Genomic DNA, 17,995 nt, shown 5'->3' with positions numbered 1-17,995 from the left:
CCCCCCGCCCCTCCGCCGCCCTGCCCGTCCGGTCAAGATCCGGGCAACTTCCGGGATGTAGCGGCCTCCGAGACCGCAGAAGGCACCTACATCCGGGAAGTTGTCCGGATCATGGTGGAGGTGTGCGGGCTCGCGGTGGTGGTGACCGGTCAATAGGATCGACGCATGGTGGCCGAGGGGAGCGCGGGCGGCAGCCTGCTCGCCATCAGCGACCTGCACGTCGGGCACCCGGGCAACCGGGCGGTGGTGGAGGGGCTGCGTCCGGGGTCGCCGGACGACTGGCTGATCGTCGCCGGGGACGTGGGCGACACCGTGGCCGACGTCGAGTGGGCCCTCGGGCTGCTCAGCGACCGCTTCGCGCGGGTCGTCTGGGCGCCGGGCAACCACGAGCTGTGGACGCCGCCGGCCGACCCGGTGACGCTGCGCGGCGTCGCGCGGTACCAGCATCTCGTCGACCTGTGCCGGCGCCTCGGCGTGCTGACCCCGGAGGACCCGTACGCGCAGTGGCGCGGGCCGGGCGGGCCGGTGCTGGTGGCGCCGCTGTTCCTGCTCTACGACCACAGCTGGCGCCCGGAGGGGTTCGACACCCCGGAGGCGGCGCTGGCCGAGGCGTACCGGACGGGGATCGTCTGCACCGACGAGTTCCTGCTGCACCCCGACCCGTACCCGAGCCGGTCGGCGTGGTCCGCGGCCCGGGTCGCCGAGACCGCCCGGCGCCTCGCCGGGCGGGCGCCGGGGCTGCCGACCGTGCTGGTGAACCACTGGCCGCTGCTGCGCGAGCCGACCCGGATCCTGCGCTACCCGATCTTCGCCCAGTGGTGCGGCACCGAGGCCACCGCCGACTGGCACCTGCGCTTCGACGCCGCGGCGGTGGTCTACGGCCACCTGCACATCCCCCGCACCACCTGGCACGACGGGGTGCGGTTCGAGGAGGTCTCGGTGGGCTACCCCAGGGAGTGGCGGTCCCGCGCCGTACCGCCGTCGCTGCGGCGGATCCTGCCCGCGCCCCCGACATGACGACGGGCCCCGGCGCACCGGGGCCCGTCGGCGTCGTCCGGCTCAGGCCGTCACGGCGTCCAGCGACTTCTTGATCGCCTTCGGGTCGGTCGGCTTGCGCGGCGCGTCCGCGCGCAGCTCGATCATCCGCTCGCCGATCTCCTGGAGCTGCTTACGGCCGAGCGCCTCGCGCACCTTGGGGAACCACTCCTGCTCCTCCTCCTCGACGTGGTGCAGGACGCTCTCGATCAGCACCGTGGTCTTGGCGTTGAAGCGCTCGTCGTCGGCGTCCATGGTGAACAGCTCGGCGCAGAGCACGTCGGCGACGTGGTGCTCCTCGTACGACTCGAGGATGTCGTCCTCCAGGTCGGGCAGGAGCTTGCGGATCTCCGGGTACATCACCTCGTTCTCGAGGTAGGTGTGCACCGTGAGGGCCTCCAGGATCTCGCTCACCAGCTTCTGCCGCTGCGCGGCCGGCCCCTCCTCGGCATCCTGGAAGGCCTTGAACAGGCGGCGCATCTCCTTGTGATCCTCTTTCAACAGGACGATGGCATCGGTGGACACCGTTGACCTCCTCGGCTCGTTCGACGCCTTCTCCCGTACCCCCGCTGTGAGCAGCGAAAACGGGTGGGGCCCGGCGGATCACCGCCGGGCCCCACCACGGGTCGTGCCGTGCTGTCACCTCACCACGTTGTACGCGTTGACCATGCCGGCGCCGTAGAACGAGTTGCGCTCGCCCCCGGTGCAGGTGGCCGGGAAGCCCGGTCGCGGCTCCCAGACACCCTCCTCACAGGGGACCGACTCGGCGGTCCGCTCGAGGAAGGACGCCAGCTGGCCCGGCGCCATGCCGGGGTGGGCCGACAGGGCCAGCGCCGCGACGCCGGCCGCGTGCGGGCTCGACATCGACGTGCCCTGCTTGTAACCCCAGCCGTTGGTCTTCGTCGCCGTGTTGAAGGTGGTCGACAGGATGCCGTCGGTCGGGGTCGAGCTGGCGCCGTTGGTGCGGTACCGGGTGTCGCCGCCGGGCGCGGTGACGTCCACGACGCCCAGGCCGTACGAGGAGTAGTAGCTCTTCTTGCCGGTCGGGGCGACCGCCGACACCGTCACGACACCCGGCGCCTCGGCCGGCAGGACGAGGCAGGAGTTGGTGAGGTTCTCGCGGTCCTCGGGCGTCCCGTTGTTCGGGCTGCCGGTGTCGGTGATCTTATGGGCGAGGTCCCAGTTCGAGTTGCCCGCGGACGCGATGTTCAGCACGCCCTTGCTCTGCGAGTAGCGGATGGCCCGCTGCACGGCCTGCCACACCGGACGCTGACGCGCGTCGTTGCGGCAGTTCAGCTCCCACGGGTCGATGAAGTAGCTGTTGTTGGTGACCTGCATGCCGTGGTCGGCCGCCCAGACGAAGCCGCAGAGCGCGGCCTCGGGGAAGATGTAGCCGTCGTTGTTGACGACCTTGACGGCGGCCACCTTGACGCCCGGCGCCACACCGGTCACGCCGACGCCGTTGACGGCGGCGGCGATGGTGCCGGCCACGTGGGTGCCGTGGTCGGAGGTGGTCGGGTTCCAGGCGGACTCGGTGGTGTCGGAGACCCCACCGATGCAGGACGTGCTCTTGTCCTTGGCGATCTGGCTGGCCAGGTCGGGGTGGCTGGAGGAGATGCCGCTGTCCAGCACGCCCACCACCACGCCGGCGCTGCCGGCGTTGACGGCGTGGGCCTGCGGGACGTCGATCATCGGCATGTCCCACTGCTGACCGAAGAGGGGCTCCTTGGTCGGGTCGGCGGTCGCGTTGGCCGCCGCGGCCGCGGGGACCTCCAGGGTCTCGCCCTCGTCGAGGGCGGTGCCCAGGCCGGCGGTGGACGCCACCGACTCGATGCCCGCGCCCGCCACGTCCGTGACGAAGTCGGGGTTGGTCGAGCGGACGACGAGCACGCCGATCTGGTCGTAGCTGGCCACCACGGTGCCCTTGGCGGCGGCCACGCGGGCGGCCGCCTTGTCGGTCTTGGCGCCCTGCGGGGCGAGCACCAGGAACGTGGTGTCCGGCCCGGCGGCCGACGCCGCCGGGGCCAGCCCGCCGGTGACGGCGAGGCCGACACCGAGCGTCACGGCCGACGCGGCAGCCAGTGTCTTGCGACGGAGGTTCTTCACACAGACTCCCAGGGGGATGTTTCCAGCCGGGTACGCCCCCTGGCGGGGAGCGGCCGGCGGGAGGCGGGCGGGACGCCCTCCTCCGATCCACCAGCGTAGGAGCGGAGTGTGGCGTTACACACATCCGTTCGGCCAGACAGGAAGTGTCAGACGGTGGCGAGCGTGTGGGGGATCTCGTCGAGCAGCTCCCGGGCGAGGAACCCGATCCGGCCGAACCGCGGCACCAGCCGCTGGCCGCTCACCGCGTGGGCGAACGCCGCCCAGCACGCGGCCTGCGCCGGCTCGGCACCCCGGGACAGGAGTCCGGCGAGCAGTCCGGCGCGGACGTCCCCGCTGCCGGACGTGCCGAGCCCCGCGTCGCCGCTCTCCTCCCGCCAGCTCCGGCCGTCCGGTGTGGCGATGTGGCCGTAGAGCGAGACCACGGCCTCGTACCGGCCAGCCAGCTCGATCGCGTCGGCGTCCAGGTCGTCGCCGGGATCGCGGCCGAGCAGGTGCCGGGCCTCGGTCAGGTTGGGGGTCAGCACCACCGGCCGCCCGGAGCCGACCAGCAGGTCCGGGGCGTGGCTGAGCGCCCCCAGGGCGTACGCGTCGAGCACCAGCGCCGTCTCCCGGGCGGCCGCGTCGAGCACGAGGCGCAGCAGGCGCGCGGTCTCGTCGATGTCCTTGAGGCCCGGGCCGACGGCCACCACGTCGGCCTCGGCCACCAGCTCGGTCAGCCGGTCGCCGGGCCGGCCGGCGACCGCGCCGTCGGCGGTCTCCGGCAGGCCCACCACCAGCGCCTCGGGCACCTGGATGCTCAGCGCGGCGGCGGTGGACTCGGCGGCGGCGAGTTGCAGCACGCCCGCCCCGGCCCGCAGCGCGGCCACGCCGGCGAGCAGCACCGCGCCGGGGGCGAACCGCGAACCGCCGGCCACCAGCACCGTGCCCCGCGCCTCCTTGCCCCCGGTCGGCACGGGCAGTGCCCAGTCGCGCAGCAGGCCGGGGGTGATCACCTGGGTGTCAGACCGGTTCGGCATGGACCTCGTCCTCCCTGGTCGGCCGGGCGCCCTGCTGGCGCAGGTGACCGACGTCGTTGAACACGTCCGGGACCAGCCGGCCGTCGGCCCCGGCGGACCAGCCGGTGACGGAGCAGTTCGCGACGACCTGCTCCCGAGTCAGCGCCATCAGCTCCGCCTCGGTGAGCCCCTCCACCAGGTAACGGGTCAGGAAGACCAGAGCGTCGTGGCCGAACAGCAGCACCCGCCGGCCCGCGTGGTCGCGGCGCAGGTCGCCGAGGAGGGCGCGCAGGCGCAGCGCCACGTCCGTCCAGGACTCGCCGCCGGGCGGCCGGTAGTAGAACTTGCCGAGCCGGTCCCGGCGGGCCGCCTCCTCCGGATGTCGGCGGCGCACCCCGTGCCCGGTCAGCCCGTCGAGGATGCCGAGCTCCCGGTCGCGCAGCCGCTCGTCGCGGCTGAGCGGGATCCCGGTGCCGGCCAGGGCCAGCTCGGCGGTCTGGACCGCCCGCAGGTACGGCGACACCACCGCGACGTCCGGCCGGCGGGCCTCGGGCAGCCCGGCCAACCACCGCGCGGTGGCGCGGGCCTGCTCCTCCCCGGTCGGGCTCAGCGGCACGTCCGCGTCCCGGTGGGTCAGGTCGATCAGCTCGGCGCCGGACGCCTCGGCCGCCGTGGCCGCCACGTTCGCCGTGCTCTCGCCGTGCCGGACGATCCAGAGCGCTGCCAGTTCCGCCATGCGGCACCCCTACCCGGGGCCTGCCCCGGATAACCGCGCCGCCCACCGCGGGGCGTGAACGGGGACAGGCCGGGTAAGCGCTGCCTCCACCTGACACCGAGACGGGGGAGGTAGTCCGTGGCCACCATGACCAAGGAACAGATCAGCCCGGTGAAGGATCAGAACTACGACCTGATCCACGTGCTGCAGATGTCGCTGAAGCACATCTGGAAGCTGGACACGTACATCGCCGACGCGGACGAGCGGGGCGACACGGAACTGGCCACCTGGTTCCGGAAGATGCAGGAGAACAACCGCAAGGCGGGTGAGCAGGGCAAGAAGATGCTCCTGGCGCGCCTGCAGGAAGACATGAGCTGAGCACGGCCGACCACCGCGCGTAAGACCGGCGCACTCGGGGGCAGCGCGGCCGGGCGTCGACGTGGAGAATGTCCATCCGGGTCGCACGGGATGGAGCCGCCGATGACGGTCGTCAGGGGTCTGCGCGAGGCGCTGGTGTTGTTCGTGATCGCGCTGGTCGTGGTCGCGGCCGCCGCCGGGCTCTGGGTCGTCCTGGGCGGCGGCGACTTTGCCTACCGGTTCGGTATCGCCCTGGTGGTGGTCGGCGGGCTGCTCGGGGTCACCGGTGACCTCACCCTGAGCCGCGTCGGCATGCTCGGGGCGCGGGCCACCTTCGGCGCGGCGCCCGAGCGCGAGGCCGCCGGCGAAGGGCGGGTGCTCACCGGGATCGGGATCTTCCTGTTCGTCGGCCTGCCGCTCATGGCCGTGGGCATCATGCTGATCGCCTGAGCCGGCGCGACGCTGCGCCCGCCGGCCGGCCCGCCGGGTTACGGTGTCAGGCGTGGCGACGCCGGCGGAGGAGATCCGGGTGGGGGAGCGGCTGGTCCGCGTCTCCAGCCCCGACAAGCCCTACTTCCCGCAGCTGGGGCTGACCAAGCTGGACGTGGTGCGCTACTTCCTCGCCGTCGGCGACGGCGTCCTGCGCGCCCTGCGGGACCGGCCCACCATGTTGGAGCGGTGGCCGCGCGGCGTCTTCGACGGCGCGCGGATCGGCACGCGGCAGGACAACCGGGGCGACGCCTTCTACCAGAAGCGGCTGCCGGCGGGGGCGCCCGAGTGGGTGCGCACCGCCCACATCACCTTTCCGAGCGGGCGTACGGCCGACGAGGTCGCGCCGAGCGAGCTGGCCGTGGTGATCTGGGCGGCGAACCTCGGCACGCTGCGGTTCCACCCGTGGCCGGTCTCCGCCGCCGACGTCGAGCGCCCCGACCAGCTGCGGATCGACCTCGACCCGATGCCCGGGGTGGGCTTCGACCAGGTGGTGCCGGTGGCCCACGAGGTGCGCGCGTTCCTCGACGAGCTGGGCCTGACCGGCTACCCGAAGACGACCGGCGGGCGGGGCCTGCACGTCTACCTGTCGATCGAGCCCCGGTGGAGCTTCGGCGACTGCCGGCGGGCGGTGCTGGCGTTGGGCCGCGAGATGCAGCGCCGGCTGCCGGAGCTGGTCACCACCACCTGGTGGCGGGAGCAGCGGGACCGCCCGGTCTTCATCGACTACAACCAGATGTCCCGGGACCACACGATGGCCTCGGCGTACTCCATCCGCCCCACTCCGAAGGCGCTGGTCTCCGCGCCGCTGGACTGGTCGGAGCTGGGCGACGCGCGGCCGGAGGACTTCGACGTCACCACGATGCCGGCTCGCTTCGCCGAGCGCGGCGACCCGCACGCGGGGCTCGACGAGCGGCGCTTCTCCCTGGAGCCGCTGCTGGAGCTGGCCGATCGGGAGGGGCTGGAGGCCCCGCCGGAGCGCTGAACCCGTCGCCGTCGGGCCCGCGCCCGGGCACCGCGGGTGTCTTACCGCCGGCGGCGCGCTGAAGGCACCCGCCCGGGTGTCGGACCGCCGGCGGCGCGCTGAGGGGCACCCGCCGCGCCGCTCACTCCCATGGGCTGCGTTCGCCGTCGAACTCGTCGAAGACCAGCCAGGTGCGGGTGGAGAGCACCCCGGCGATGCTCTGCACCCGGCCCAGCACCACGTCCCGCAGGGTGGCGTTGTCCGGCGCCCGGACCAGGGCGAGGACGTCGTGGTCGCCGCCGAGCAGCGCGGCGTGCTCGATGTAGCGCACCCGGGCCAGCTCCGCCGACACCTCCCGCCACGTGTTCTGTTCGATCTTCAACGCGACGTACGCCGAGGTGCCCAGCCCCGCCGCCTCGGGCGCGACCTGGGCCCGGAACCCGGTGATCACCCCGTCGCGCAGCAGCCGTTCCACCCGGGCGTAGGCGTTGGTGCGGGAGATGTGGATCCGCTCGGCGAGGGTGCGCACCGAGGTGCGCCCGTCGCGGACCAGCTCGTCGAGGATCCGCCGGTCGACCTCGTCCAACGGCCGGGCCGAACGTCCCGTTCCGGCCGCCGGCTCCCCACCCGGTGCGGATTCCTGGCTCATCTCGATGCCTCCCGCATGCCATCCGTCCCGCGTTTGTCATGGATCTTGAGTCAATCATCCGACGGCAGGAGCATAGGCCCACCACACGTCCCAGGAGGTCCCGCCGTGACGACCACACCCGAGGCGGTCCGCAGGGCATCCCCGCGCAGCCGCCGGGCGGCCACCCCGCCCGACCCGGCCAAGCCGCTGCTGCCGGCCACCGAGCCGGTCCGCCTGCTCGATCCCACCGGCACGCCGCTGCCCGCCCCCGCCGACTACCCCGAGCCGCCCGTCGAGGCGCTCGCCGAGATGTACCGGCGGATGGTCGTCGGTCGCCGTTTCGACATCCAGGCCACCGCCCTGACCAAGCAGGGCCGCCTGGCGGTCTACCCGTCCTCGCGCGGCCAGGAGGCCTGCCAGGTCGGCGCCGTCCTGGCCCTGCGCGAGGACGACTGGGTCTTCCCGACCTACCGGGAGTCCATGGCGCTGGTCTCCAGGGGCATCGACCCGGTCGAGGTGTTGACGCTGCTGCGCGGCGACTGGCACTGCGGGTACGACCCCGCCGCCCGGCACACCGCCCCGCAGTGCACCCCCCTGGCGACCCAGTGCGTGCACGCCGCCGGGTTGGCCTACGGCGAGGCGTACCAGGGGCGGGACACCGTCGCGCTGGCGTTCATCGGCGACGGTGCCACCAGCGAGGGCGACTTCCACGAGGGCGTGAACTTCGCCGCCGTGTTCAAGGCCCCTGTCGTCTACTTCGTGCAGAACAACCGGTACGCGATCAGCGTCCCGCTGTCCCGGCAGACCGCCGCGCCGTCACTGGCGTACAAGGGCGTCGGCTACGGCGTGCCCAGCGAGCAGGTCGACGGCAACGACCCGGTGGCCGTCCTCGCGGTGCTCACCCGCGCGGTCGAGCACGCCCGCTCCGGCAGGGGCCCGTTCCTCGTCGAGGCGCACACCTACCGGATGGAGCCGCACACCAACGCCGACGACGCCACCCGCTACCGCGACGGCGCCGAGGTCGAGGCATGGCGGGACCGGGACCCGGTCGCCCGCCTGGAGGCGTACCTGCGGGCCCGCGGCGTGCTCGACGACGCGGGCGTCGCCGCGATCGCCGAGGAGGCCGAGGCGTACGCCGCCGACCTGCGCGCCCGGATGAACGCGCAGCCGGCGGTCGACCCGATGAGCCTCTTCGAGCACGTCTACGCCGAGCCCACCCCGCAGTTGGTCGAGCAGCGCGAACAGGTCCGCGCCGAGCTGGCCGCCGCCCAGGACGAGGAGGGTGAGCGCTGATGGCCGCCCTGACCATGGCGAAGGCGCTCAACGCCGCGCTCGCCGACGCGATGCTCGACGACGACCGGGTGGTCGTCTTCGGCGAGGACGTCGGGGCGCTCGGCGGCGTCTTCCGGATCACCGACGGCCTCCAGGCCCGCTTCGGTGACAAGCGTTGCTTCGACACCCCGCTCGCCGAGGCCGGCATCGTCGGGTTCGCCGTCGGCCTGGCCATGTCCGGGCTGCGCCCGGTGGTCGAGATGCAGTTCGACGCGTTCGCGTACCCGGCGTTCGAGCAGATCGCCTCGCACGTGGCGAAGCTGCGCAACCGCACCCGGGGCGCGTTGAGCGTGCCGATCGTCATCCGGGTGCCGTACGCCGGCGGCATCGGCGGGGTGGAGCACCACTGCGACTCCAGCGAGGCGTACTACGCGCACACCCCCGGCCTGAAGGTGATCACCCCGGCGACGGTCGAGGACGCGTACTCGCTGCTGCGCCAGGCGATCGACGACCCGGACCCGGTCGTGTTCATGGAGCCGAAGAAGCTCTACTTCTCCAGCGCCGAGGCGGAGCTTCCCGCGGCCACCGCGCCGATCGGCCGGGCCGTCGTGCGGCGCCCGGGCCGCGACGCCACCCTCGTCGCGTACGGGCCGGCGGTGCCGGTCGCGCTGGAGGCCGCCGAGGCCGCCCGCGAGGAGGGCTGGGATCTGGAGGTGGTGGACGTGCGCAGCATCGTGCCGTTCGACGACGAGACGGTCACCGCCTCGGTCCGCCGCACCGGTCGGTGCGTGGTGATCCAGGAGGCCCAGGGCTTCGCCGGGGTCGGCGCGGAGATCGCCGCCCGGGTGCAGGAGCGTTGCTTCCACGCCCTGCACGCCCCGGTGCTGCGGGTGTCCGGGCTGGACATCCCGTATCCGGCGCCGATGCTGGAGCACACCCACCTGCCGTCGGTGGACCGGGTGCTCGACACGGTGGCCCGGCTCCAGTGGGACGACCAGCCGGACGAGCGCTGGCTGACCCGGGGGAGCGCGGCGTGACCACCGTGGACGGGACGCAGGTCTTCCTCCTGCCGGACCTGGGCGAGGGGTTGAGCGAGGCCGAGATCGTCGAGTGGCGGGTCGCCGTGGGCGACGTGGTGACGGTGGACCAGAGCGTCGTCGAGGTGGAGACCGCCAAGGCCGTCGTCGACGTGCCCTGTCCGTACGCCGGGCGCGTCGTGGCGCTGCACGGCGCGGCGGGTGAGGTCCGCCCGGTCGGCCAGCCGCTGATCACCATCGCGCCGCTGGACGGCCCCGGCGGGACCGCCGACGAGCCCGCCGGGCACGCCACCTACCGCGAGGAGGAGCGCGCCGGCTCCGGCAACGTCCTGATCGGGTACGGCACCGGCCACGGCGGCGCGGGTCGCCGGCGTCGCCGACCCCGCCTCGCGGCCGCCCCGGAGCCCCGGCCGGCCGAGCCCTCGGCGCAGCGGACCGCCCCGGCGGTGGCGACGGACCGCCCGCGCGACGGGGCGCCCCTGGTCATCTCGCCGATCGTGCGTCGGCTGGCCCGCGAGCACGGCCTCGACCTCGCCGCCCTGCGCGGCAGCGGCCCCGGCGGCGTGGTGCGCCGGGCCGACGTGGAGGCCGCCCTGGCCGAGGCGTCCTCGCCGGCCGCCCGGCTCGCCGCGGTGCCGGACCAGCCCGCCGAGCCGGCCGCGCCCGGGGCGGCGGACGTGGTCGTCCCGCTGACCGGCATCCGCAAGGCGATCGCCGACAAGCTCTCCCGCAGCCGGCGGGAGATCCCCGAGGTGACCATCTGGGTGGACGTGGACGCCACCGGGCTGCTGGAGACCCGGGCCGCGATCAACGCGGCGACCCCGGACGCGCCGGTGAGCATCCTGGCCCTGCTGGCCCGCATCTGCCTGTCCGGGCTGCGCCGGTACCCGCAGCTCAACGCCCGCGTCGACACCGAGGGCCAGCGGATCGTCCAGTCGGCCGGCGTGCACCTGGGCATCGCCGCCCAGACCGACCGGGGGCTGGTCGTGCCGGTGCTGCGCGACGCGCAGCGGCTCACCACCGCCGAGCTGGCCGCCGAGTTGGCCGCGACCACCACGGCCGCCCGGGCCGGCACGCTGCCCCCGGCCCGCCTCACCGGGGGCACGTTCACGCTCAACAACTACGGCGTCTTCGGCGTCGACGGCTCCACGCCGATCATCAACCACCCGGAGGCGGCGCTGCTCGGGGTGGGCCGGATCGTGGACAAGCCGTGGGTGGTGGACGGGCAGCTCGCGGTGCGGAAGGTGACCCAGCTCAGCCTGACCTTCGACCACCGGGTCTGCGACGGGGGCGTGGCCGGCGGCTTCCTGCGGCACGTCGCCGACTGCGTCGAGCAGCCGGCGCTGCTGATCGCCAACGTCTGACCCGCCGCGACGGCCCCGGTCCCGCCTCCCGGCGGCGCCGGGGCCGTCGCCGTCGCGGCGGGCGTTTCCCCCGACGCGGGCAGGGAATGCCGGCCGGGCAGGCTCGCCGAGGGGAGGACGAGGTGGCGTACCCCGACATGCCCTCCGCCGGTGGCGTACGCCGCCACGCGGTCGCCGGCGCCCCGCTCCTCTGCGACGCCCGGGAGCACGGTCTCGTCGGCGACGGGGCGACCAACGACCAGCCGGCCCTGGCCGCGCTGGTGGACCGCCTCGGCGACGCGTACGCCGCCGACGGCCGCGTCCGGATCATCTACTGCCCGCCCGGGGTGTACTCGATGCGGGACTCCGGCACGGTCTGGCGTTCCGGGGTCTCGCTCATCGGCGCCGGCCCGGGGGCCACCCGCTTCGTGCTCAGCAACTCCGGCAACCGGGCCGACCCCGCGCCGCTGGCGTTCTACACCGAGCAGCAGCACGGGGCCGACCGGGACCGCCACCTGGCCGACTGCACCTTCGCCGACTTCGAGATCGACGGCTCCGGCGTGGCGTCGGCCGACTACAACCCGTTGGCGAAGGGACTCGGCCTGCAGTACGTCGTCCGGGGCGTGTTCCGCAACCTGTACATCCACCACACCGCCGCCACCGGCCTGGGCTGCGACTTCCTCCAGGACTGCCTCATCGACGGGGTGCTCGTGGTCGGCTGCGGCCGGCTGGACAACGGCACCGAGATGGGCGGCGCGGGCATCGGCGTCGGCATCGGCGGCTGGGGCAGCGTCGAGCGGTTCAACATCGTCAACTGCAGCGCGGTGGCCAACGCGACCAACGGGATCTTCCTGGAGCTGCAGAAGGCGAGCCATCTGCGTCCCCGGGGAGTGCGCATCATCGGCTGCCACGCCCAGGGCAACCGCTTCGGCATCTCCGACTGGGGCGCGAACGGCCTGATCGTCTCCGCCTGCACGATGACCGGCAACCTCGAGGCGGGCTTCCACGTCTCGGCGAAGGGCACCACGCACACCGCCGGGCGGGGCGGCCTGCTCACCGACTGCGTGATCGACGGCAACCTGCGCGACGGGGTGAGCATCGGCAACACCCCCGGTCCGTACACGATCCGCGGCAACCGGATCAGCGGTAACGGCCGGCACGGCTACCACCAGCGCAACCTCGGCGGGGTGGAGGAGCAGATCGCCGAGGAGATCGTCATCGAGAGCAACGACTTCTACGGCAACAGCGCCGACGCGATCCGCATCGACCGCCCGCTGCGCGACGTGATCCTGGTCGGCAACCGCATCCGCAACAACGGGCGGCAGTGGGCGCCGGCGATGAGCGGGCACGGCGACTCGGTGCGCTACAGCGAGCGGACGGTGGTGGACCGGCGGGCGACCTGGCCGAACGACGGCCACCGGGGCAAGGTGGTACGCGTCGGCGACCGGATCGCCGTCGTGGCGGCCAACGACGACACCGAACTCACCCTCGCGCCCATCCGTCCCGACGCGTCCAGCGCGTGGAGCGGCGCCACCCCGCCACCGGGAACGCCGTACGAGCTGCCGGCCGGGCCGCCGGTGCGGGCCGGCATCACGATCAACGCGGCGGTCGACTCGGCCACCATCCGGGGCAACCGGATCTGGGACAACAAGAACCCGAGCACCCAGAACCACGGCCTGTGGATCACCGACGAGGGTAGCTGCGTCGACTGCCGGGTGGAGGACAACGACCTCGCCGGCAACGCCGACTCCGCCATCCGCATGGACACGCCGCCCGTCGGCGGCCGGTGGGAACGCAACCACGGCGACGACGACTGGACGTGAGCCCGCGCGGGCGCGCGCCCGACCTCCGGGTCTGCCGGAGTCCGTGCGGCGGCGACGGGAGGCTCCTTCCCGGCGCAAGGCGCGCGGGCCGGCGCAACCGGGACAGGCCGGCACTCTCCGCTCCGGCGGTGGCGGGTCGGGCCTATCCCGGACGGACCCGGAAACCGGGCCCAGCCAACCCATTTCGCGCAGTCCGGCAAATGCTTCCCATAATTGATTTCCCGTTTCGCCGAAATTGCGCCGGTCCCCGAGTGGGATGGAGAGAATGTGGCGGAGGGACACCAATTAACGGGGGGACGCATCATGAAGTTGAGGCGGCGACTGACGGTGTTGGCCGTGACCATCGCGGCCACGCCGTTGGCCCTCGGCGGGTGCACCGCCGACCGCAAACCGGGTGACCGGCCGGCCGAGGGCCGGGCGGCGGCGCCGGAGCTGACCGTCACGCCCACCGACCGTGCCCGCGAGGTGCCGGTCAGCGCCGAGGTGGGAACCGCCGTCAGGGGCGGGCGGGTCACCGCCGTGCGGATCACCGACGACAAGGGCGCGCGGGTCGAGGCGGAGCCCCGGGAGGACGGGTCGGCCTGGGTGCCGAGCCGGCCGTTGCAGCCGCGGCGGACCTACACCGCGGAGGTGACCGCCACGGGTGACTCGGGGAAGACCACCACCCGGAAGACCACCTTCACCACGATGCCGGAATCGACGAAGCCGGAAATCACCAGCACGTTGTATTTCGCCGGCAACCGGACGTACGGCACCGCCATGCCGGTGACCGTCGCTTTCGACCCGCCCATTCCGAAAGAGGCCAGGGCGGACGTGCAGCGCCGATTGTTCGTGAAGACCGACCCGCCGCAGCCGGGCGCCTGGTCGTGGGTGTCCGACGGCAGTCAGGTCTATTACCGGGCCCCCGATTTCTGGCGCCCGGGGACAAAGATCAGCGTCCGGGCCGGGCTGGAGGGCCTGCCCATCGGCAAGGACCGCGTCGGCGACTCCGACCGGACCGCCACCTCGAAGATCGGCCAGCAGGTGGCCCTGGAGATCGACAACGCGACCAAGCAGATGTCCGTGCTGCGCGACGGCAAGGTCGTCCGCAAGATCCCGGTCAGCATGGGCAAGCCGAGCACGCCGACCTCCAGCGGCAAGATGGTGATCATGGAGAAGCACGAGTACACGACGTTCGACACCCGGGGTTCGGCCGACCCCTACGTGGTCGACGTCGAGGACGCCCAGCGGCTCACCTGGGGCGGTGAGTTCATCCACGCGGCGCCCTGGTCGGTGGGGGACCAGGGCAACACCAACGTCTCGCACGGCTGCACCAACGTCTCGAACGAGGCCGCGGACTGGCTGATGGGCGTCACCCAGGTCGGCGACCTGGTCACCATCAAGGGCACCGAGGTGCAGTTGAACGAGGGCAACGGCTGGACGGCCTGGAACGTCAGCTGGGACGAGTTCGTGAAGGGCAGCGCGCTGCCCGTGCCGGCCGGGCTCCGGCCGGCCCCCTCGCAGGCCCCGCACCCGGGCGCCGTGGCCGGGGGCTCGCCGGCGCCGGCGCCGTCCGTCCGCGGCGGCTGACCCGGCGGTACGCACACCGGGGGACCGGTCCGCCGCCGTGCGGGCCGGTCCCCCGGCGCCACCTGGCGGCGGACCGGGGCGCTCAGGCCAGCGGCACCCGGGCCACCCCGCGGCCGGTGAGGCTGCCCAGCCAGAGGCGGTCGCCGTGCTGACGCACGCCGGTGATCATGTCGTAGCTCCCACGCGGCCCGTGCAGCGTCCGCAGCACCCGCCCCTCGCCGTCCACCAGCGCGACCAGGCCGTAGCGCAGCGGCTTCGGCTGCACGGCGGCCGGCAGCACCGCCACGAGCTGGCGCAGCCGGGGGTGCGGCAGCAGCCGCTCGACCACCGGCACCCGGGGGCTGGGCAGGGCGATCCAGTACGTCCCGTCGCCGACCGGCGTGAGATTGTCCGGGTACGCCGGCAGGTCGGCCAGCACGGTCACGGCCCCGTCGGGCAGGCTGACCCGCACCAGCCGGTGCGTGGCGGTCTCCACCAGCATCAGCGCCGACTCGTCCGGGGCGAGCGCGATCCCGTTGGGAAAGTAGAGCCCCGCGCAGACGACGTCGGTGCGCCCGCTGCGCGGGTCGTACGCCAGCACCCGCCCGTTGGGCCGGTGCTCCAGCAGGTCCCGCTTCCAGTGCGACAGCGGGAAGCGGTCGGACGAGTCGGTGAAGTAGACGGTGCCGTCGCGGGCGATGGTGGCGTTGTCGGCCAGGTGCGCCCGCGCGCCGAGCCCGCCCAGCTCCCGCACCGCCCCGTCGCCGGTCACCCGCAGCAGCCCCCGGTACGCGTCGCACACGACGAGGCTGCCGTCGAGCGGGTCGACCTCCACGCCCAGCGGCCGGCCACCGGTCTCGGCGAGCGGCCGGGGCCGGGTGCCCGGTGGCGCGTCCACCGGCCACCACCAGAGCCGGCCGTCCTCGGCGCCGCTGACCACCCGCCCGGACGGGTCGACCACCACGTCCTCGGGGCCGGCGACGCCGTCGGGCAGGGGCAGCAGCTCGGCGGAGTCGAGCCGACGGTCGCTCGGGGCCCACGGCCCGTCGAGCGGGGGCGGGACGGTGGCGGGCTCGCGGACGGGGCGGATCAGCCGGGGCGCGCGGGCACGGGGAGCGACCATGGCCCATTCTCGCCCGTCGCTGCCGCACCCCGCCGACCCCGGCGCCTCCTCCCTGAGGAGGATCGGGGACGCCCCCGAGGGTGACCCTGGGCGGACCCGGATCCGGTCCCTGGGCAGGGCGGAAATGTCGGTGGTGGGGGCTAGATTCGTCGGCATGAGGCAGCGTGCGGACCGGTTCCACGTCGAGATCAGCGTGGACGACCACGTGGTGGACGTGCGGGCGACCGGCGAGGTCGACATCGCCACGGTCGCCACGTTCCGTTCCGCGCTCTGGGCGGCCCCGGCCCGGCCGGTGCTCCGGCTGGATCTGTCCGGCGTCCGGGTGCTCTCCGCCGCCGGGGTCCGGACGCTGGTCGCCGCGCACCTGCGTGTTCGCGCCCGGGGCGGCGAGCTGGTGCTGCTGCACCCCGACCCGGTGGTCGCGCGGGTGCTGCGGGCCACCGGCCTGCACCGGGTCATCCCGATCGTCGACCCGTGCGCCCCGACCGCCGACCCGCGCTCAGACCGGGAGCTGGTGGCCTGCTGACGCCCTTCGAGGGCAGCGTGCGGGGCGCGAGCGACCGATTGCCGCCCCGGGCCGACGGCGGCGTCGGGATCGATCAGATGTGGAACCGGGGCCGACGGCGCGTGGGCGCGCCGACCCCGGGTCGTTGGCTCAGCGGCTCAGCGGACGCCGACCAGGTCGACGACGAAGACCAGCGTCTCGCCCGGCTTGATGACGCCACCGGCACCCCGGTCGCCGTAGCCCATGTGCGGCGGGATGGTCAGCTTGCGCCGACCGCCGACCCGCATGCCCACCACGCCCCGGTCCCAGCCGGCGATGACCTGCCCGCCGCCGAGCGGGAACTCGAACGTCTCGCCCCGGTTCCAGGAGGAGTCGAACTCGCGGCCGGTGGAGTGCGCGACCCCCACGTAGTGGACGTCGGCCAGCTGTCCCGGCTGGGCCTCCGGCCCCTCGCCGACGGTGATGTCCTCGATGACGAGATCGGCGGGTGGCGCGCCCTCGATCGGGCCCACCTCGGGCTTGCCGGAGCGGGCGCCTGCTGCCTGGTTCATGCGGGAGTCTCCTGCCGTTCGGTCCTGATGTCCCGGTCACCAGAGATCCTGCCGGATGCCCCCCGCCCGGCGCGCGGCGGTCTCCAAAGCCGCCCGTGGGCCCGCTGACCGACCCGGCGCGGTCAGCGGGCGCACAGACCAGCGGGCGTCACCGGTGGTGACGCCCGCTGGTGGCGATGCCGGATCAGGTCACCGCAGCCAGGGGAAGCGCTGGACGAGGGGGAGCTTCGCCCACGTCGCGCCCAGGCCCAGGGTGGCGCCGGCGTCGACCAGCGCGAGACCGGCCAGCAGGGCCGCGTTGAGCAGGTGGTCGTCCAGGAAGGGGTTGTTCTCGGGAGGCAGGACGACCGTCCACATCATCACGTAGAGCACCGCGCCGGCGACGGCGGCCACGCGCATGCCGATGCCCAGCAGCAGCGCCACGCCGATCGCGGCCAGGCCGGTCATGAAGAGCACGTCCGCCCAGGCGGCTCCGGCGATGCCCTGGTAGAAGCCCTTGAACGGGCCGGCCGCGCCGAAGGTCAGGAAGCCCTTGGTGGGGCTGCCCCCGTTGATCCAGGCGTTCTTCGCCTCGGTGGCGTGTCCCAGACCGAAGACCTTGTCCAGGAACGCCCAGAGGAAGGTCCAGCCGAGGGCGATGCGGATGCCGGCGAAGACGTACCGGGTGGCACGCTCGCGGGCGGTCTCGCCGGTGTGCCGGGTCTGCGCCGCCGGTGCGGTGGTCTCGGCGGTGATCCGCTTGGTTGTCGCGGTCATTGTCTCCACGTCCCTTCGGTGTGCCTCGCACCGCGCTTCCCGGTGGCATCTCCATTGGACGCCCGTCGGCGGCCGGCGGGCAGGGCCGACCGGGCCCCGTCGGGCCGGGACCTTCGACCTCTTCCGCACCGGTCCACCCGGCCGTGCCGACCCGGTCCCGCGACCCTGCCCGGGGGACCGTCGCGGGACCTGATGACCGCGCCGCCGGTGACCACCTGGCCGGAGGCGACCGTCTCCGCCGCCGCCCGGCAGTTGGACCGGGAGTCGGTGAAGCGGCTGCCGGTGCTCGACGACCTGGGCCGGCTCGTCGGCATCGTCACTCGGGGCGACCTGCTGCGGGTGCACCTGCGCACGGACGCGGAGATTCGCGAGGACGTCGTGCAGGAGGTGCTGCGCCGGGTGCTCGGGGTGCGGGACGGCCTGGTCACCGTCCAGGTGCGCGACGGTGAGGTGACGCTCGACGGCCGGCTGGACCGGCGCAGCGCGGTCGAGCTGGCGGGCCGGCTGGCCGGGCAGGTCAGCGGCGTGGTCCGGGTGACCAGCACCATCGCGTACGACGTCGACGACAGCGCCCTCGCCGAGGTGGACCCGGGCCGGGTCACCCCGGTGGCCTGACCCGCGGCGCTCCTCCCGGCCGGCGGGGCCCGCGGACTTGGCCGGACCGCCGTCGGCCGGCGGGCGGCTCGCCTAGGCTCGGGGGCGGACGCGGTCCGGTTCCGCCGCCCGGCCCCGTGCCGAGGTGATCGCG

19 protein-coding genes are annotated in these 17,995 nt (G+C 74.0%); 11 read left to right on the top strand and 8 right to left on the bottom strand.

The window, feature by feature from the left end; genetic code table 11:
• Nucleotides 1-165: 165 nt before the first annotated feature.
• Nucleotides 166-1,017 carry a metallophosphoesterase family protein gene (locus ACSNOB_RS17295; protein ID WP_436687579.1) on the top strand — a complete coding sequence of 284 codons (852 nt, stop codon included), beginning with the start codon at nt 166-168 and terminating at the stop codon, nt 1,015-1,017.
• 42 nt (nt 1,018-1,059) lie between these two features.
• Here ACSNOB_RS17295 and ACSNOB_RS17290 read toward each other — a convergent pair whose 3' ends face one another.
• From ACSNOB_RS17290 to ACSNOB_RS17275, 4 genes are all read right to left on the bottom strand, one after another.
• Nucleotides 1,060-1,560: a hemerythrin domain-containing protein gene (locus ACSNOB_RS17290; RefSeq protein WP_436687578.1), complete on the bottom strand. Its 501-nt coding sequence runs from the start codon at nt 1,558-1,560 to the stop codon at nt 1,060-1,062.
• A gap of 114 nt (nt 1,561-1,674) precedes the next feature.
• Nucleotides 1,675-3,141 (bottom strand): S8 family peptidase, encoded by a 1,467-nt coding sequence (locus ACSNOB_RS17285; RefSeq protein ID WP_436687577.1) that lies wholly within the window; start codon nt 3,139-3,141, stop codon nt 1,675-1,677.
• Nucleotides 3,142-3,287: 146 nt separating this feature from the next.
• Entirely contained in the window at nt 3,288-4,157 is an 870-nt protein-coding gene (locus ACSNOB_RS17280) for an NAD(P)H-hydrate dehydratase (RefSeq protein ID WP_436687576.1), read from the bottom strand.
• On the bottom strand, nt 4,141-4,872 hold the full coding sequence (locus ACSNOB_RS17275) for a histidine phosphatase family protein (RefSeq protein WP_436687575.1): 732 nt from the start codon (nt 4,870-4,872) through the stop codon (nt 4,141-4,143). Before ACSNOB_RS17275 ends, ACSNOB_RS17280 begins: the two co-directional genes overlap by 17 nt.
• A 126-nt stretch (nt 4,873-4,998) precedes the next feature.
• Between ACSNOB_RS17275 and ACSNOB_RS17270 the strand changes: the two genes are divergently transcribed.
• The 3 genes from ACSNOB_RS17270 (at nt 4,999) to ACSNOB_RS17260 (ending at nt 6,682) form a co-directional block, all read left to right on the top strand.
• The gene (locus ACSNOB_RS17270) at nt 4,999-5,229 is read left to right on the top strand and encodes a hypothetical protein (RefSeq protein ID WP_436687581.1); all 231 of its coding nucleotides are present in this window, start codon (nt 4,999-5,001) and stop codon (nt 5,227-5,229) included.
• Between the two features lie 102 nt (nt 5,230-5,331).
• The gene (locus tag ACSNOB_RS17265; RefSeq protein WP_436687574.1) at nt 5,332-5,658 is read left to right on the top strand and encodes a hypothetical protein; all 327 of its coding nucleotides are present in this window, start codon (nt 5,332-5,334) and stop codon (nt 5,656-5,658) included.
• 52 nt (nt 5,659-5,710) lie between these two features.
• Nucleotides 5,711-6,682, top strand: a complete 972-nt coding sequence (locus ACSNOB_RS17260; RefSeq protein WP_436687573.1) for a DNA polymerase domain-containing protein — start codon at nt 5,711-5,713, stop codon at nt 6,680-6,682.
• Nucleotides 6,683-6,803: 121 nt separating this feature from the next.
• On the opposite strand, the gene ACSNOB_RS17255 is transcribed toward ACSNOB_RS17260, so the two are convergent.
• Nucleotides 6,804-7,310, bottom strand: coding sequence for an Lrp/AsnC family transcriptional regulator (locus ACSNOB_RS17255; RefSeq protein ID WP_436687572.1), 507 nt, complete (start codon nt 7,308-7,310; stop codon nt 6,804-6,806).
• Nucleotides 7,311-7,415: 105 nt separating this feature from the next.
• Between ACSNOB_RS17255 and pdhA the strand changes: the two genes are divergently transcribed.
• From pdhA to ACSNOB_RS17230, 5 genes are all read left to right on the top strand, one after another.
• On the top strand, nt 7,416-8,582 hold the full coding sequence (pdhA, locus tag ACSNOB_RS17250; protein ID WP_436687571.1) for a pyruvate dehydrogenase (acetyl-transferring) E1 component subunit alpha: 1,167 nt from the start codon (nt 7,416-7,418) through the stop codon (nt 8,580-8,582).
• Nucleotides 8,582-9,598 (top strand): alpha-ketoacid dehydrogenase subunit beta, encoded by a 1,017-nt coding sequence (locus tag ACSNOB_RS17245; protein ID WP_436687570.1) that lies wholly within the window; start codon nt 8,582-8,584, stop codon nt 9,596-9,598. The genes pdhA and ACSNOB_RS17245 overlap by 1 nt, the downstream gene beginning before the upstream one ends.
• Nucleotides 9,595-10,962 carry a dihydrolipoamide acetyltransferase family protein gene (locus ACSNOB_RS17240; protein WP_436687569.1) on the top strand — a complete coding sequence of 456 codons (1,368 nt, stop codon included), beginning with the start codon at nt 9,595-9,597 and terminating at the stop codon, nt 10,960-10,962. The genes ACSNOB_RS17245 and ACSNOB_RS17240 overlap by 4 nt, the downstream gene beginning before the upstream one ends.
• A gap of 137 nt (nt 10,963-11,099) precedes the next feature.
• Nucleotides 11,100-12,764, top strand: a complete 1,665-nt coding sequence (locus ACSNOB_RS17235) for a right-handed parallel beta-helix repeat-containing protein (protein ID WP_436687580.1) — start codon at nt 11,100-11,102, stop codon at nt 12,762-12,764.
• Nucleotides 12,765-13,067: 303 nt separating this feature from the next.
• Nucleotides 13,068-14,333: an Ig-like domain-containing protein gene (locus ACSNOB_RS17230; protein WP_436687568.1), complete on the top strand. Its 1,266-nt coding sequence runs from the start codon at nt 13,068-13,070 to the stop codon at nt 14,331-14,333.
• Nucleotides 14,334-14,415: 82 nt separating this feature from the next.
• On the opposite strand, the gene ACSNOB_RS17225 is transcribed toward ACSNOB_RS17230, so the two are convergent.
• The gene (locus ACSNOB_RS17225) at nt 14,416-15,435 is read right to left on the bottom strand and encodes an SMP-30/gluconolactonase/LRE family protein (RefSeq protein WP_436687567.1); all 1,020 of its coding nucleotides are present in this window, start codon (nt 15,433-15,435) and stop codon (nt 14,416-14,418) included.
• A gap of 154 nt (nt 15,436-15,589) precedes the next feature.
• On the opposite strand from ACSNOB_RS17225, the gene ACSNOB_RS17220 reads away from it, so the two are divergent.
• Nucleotides 15,590-15,961, top strand: coding sequence for an STAS domain-containing protein (locus ACSNOB_RS17220; protein ID WP_393109077.1), 372 nt, complete (start codon nt 15,590-15,592; stop codon nt 15,959-15,961).
• Between the two features lie 137 nt (nt 15,962-16,098).
• Here the strand turns inward: ACSNOB_RS17220 and ACSNOB_RS17215 are convergent, their stop codons facing one another.
• Entirely contained in the window at nt 16,099-16,491 is a 393-nt protein-coding gene (locus tag ACSNOB_RS17215; protein WP_393109079.1) for an FKBP-type peptidyl-prolyl cis-trans isomerase, read from the bottom strand.
• Between the two features lie 189 nt (nt 16,492-16,680).
• Nucleotides 16,681-17,256 carry a hypothetical protein gene (locus ACSNOB_RS17210; protein WP_436687566.1) on the bottom strand — a complete coding sequence of 192 codons (576 nt, stop codon included), beginning with the start codon at nt 17,254-17,256 and terminating at the stop codon, nt 16,681-16,683.
• Between the two features lie 183 nt (nt 17,257-17,439).
• Between ACSNOB_RS17210 and ACSNOB_RS17205 the strand changes: the two genes are divergently transcribed.
• Nucleotides 17,440-17,862: a CBS domain-containing protein gene (locus tag ACSNOB_RS17205; RefSeq protein ID WP_436687565.1), complete on the top strand. Its 423-nt coding sequence runs from the start codon at nt 17,440-17,442 to the stop codon at nt 17,860-17,862.
• Nucleotides 17,863-17,995 lie beyond the last annotated feature (133 nt).

Origin of the sequence: Micromonospora sp. URMC 106 (genome assembly GCF_051386395.1) — a bacterium.
Lineage (GTDB): Bacteria > Actinomycetota > Actinomycetes > Mycobacteriales > Micromonosporaceae > Micromonospora.
The sequence above is the reverse complement of the archived record's forward strand: the minus strand, read 5'-3'. Positions and strand labels throughout refer to the sequence as shown.

What these genes read in the sequence shown, in the direction of transcription:
- ACSNOB_RS17230 (WP_436687568.1), top strand. Translation starts at nt 13,068, where the DNA reads ATGAAGTTGAGGCGGCGACTGACGGTGTTGGCCGTGACCATCGCGGCC.
- ACSNOB_RS17220 (WP_393109077.1), top strand. Translation starts at nt 15,590, where the DNA reads ATGAGGCAGCGTGCGGACCGGTTCCACGTCGAGATCAGCGTGGACGAC.
- ACSNOB_RS17265 (WP_436687574.1), top strand. Translation starts at nt 5,332, where the DNA reads ATGACGGTCGTCAGGGGTCTGCGCGAGGCGCTGGTGTTGTTCGTGATC.
- ACSNOB_RS17280 (WP_436687576.1), bottom strand. Translation starts at nt 4,157, where the DNA reads ATGCCGAACCGGTCTGACACCCAGGTGATCACCCCCGGCCTGCTGCGC.
- ACSNOB_RS17215 (WP_393109079.1), bottom strand. Translation starts at nt 16,491, where the DNA reads ATGAACCAGGCAGCAGGCGCCCGCTCCGGCAAGCCCGAGGTGGGCCCG.
- ACSNOB_RS17255 (WP_436687572.1), bottom strand. Translation starts at nt 7,310, where the DNA reads ATGAGCCAGGAATCCGCACCGGGTGGGGAGCCGGCGGCCGGAACGGGA.
- ACSNOB_RS17275 (WP_436687575.1), bottom strand. Translation starts at nt 4,872, where the DNA reads ATGGCGGAACTGGCAGCGCTCTGGATCGTCCGGCACGGCGAGAGCACG.
- ACSNOB_RS17235 (WP_436687580.1), top strand. Translation starts at nt 11,100, where the DNA reads ATGCCCTCCGCCGGTGGCGTACGCCGCCACGCGGTCGCCGGCGCCCCG.
- ACSNOB_RS17270 (WP_436687581.1), top strand. Translation starts at nt 4,999, where the DNA reads ATGACCAAGGAACAGATCAGCCCGGTGAAGGATCAGAACTACGACCTG.
- ACSNOB_RS17205 (WP_436687565.1), top strand. Translation starts at nt 17,440, where the DNA reads ATGACCGCGCCGCCGGTGACCACCTGGCCGGAGGCGACCGTCTCCGCC.
- ACSNOB_RS17225 (WP_436687567.1), bottom strand. Translation starts at nt 15,435, where the DNA reads ATGGTCGCTCCCCGTGCCCGCGCGCCCCGGCTGATCCGCCCCGTCCGC.
- ACSNOB_RS17295 (WP_436687579.1), top strand. Translation starts at nt 166, where the DNA reads ATGGTGGCCGAGGGGAGCGCGGGCGGCAGCCTGCTCGCCATCAGCGAC.
- ACSNOB_RS17245 (WP_436687570.1), top strand. Translation starts at nt 8,582, where the DNA reads ATGGCCGCCCTGACCATGGCGAAGGCGCTCAACGCCGCGCTCGCCGAC.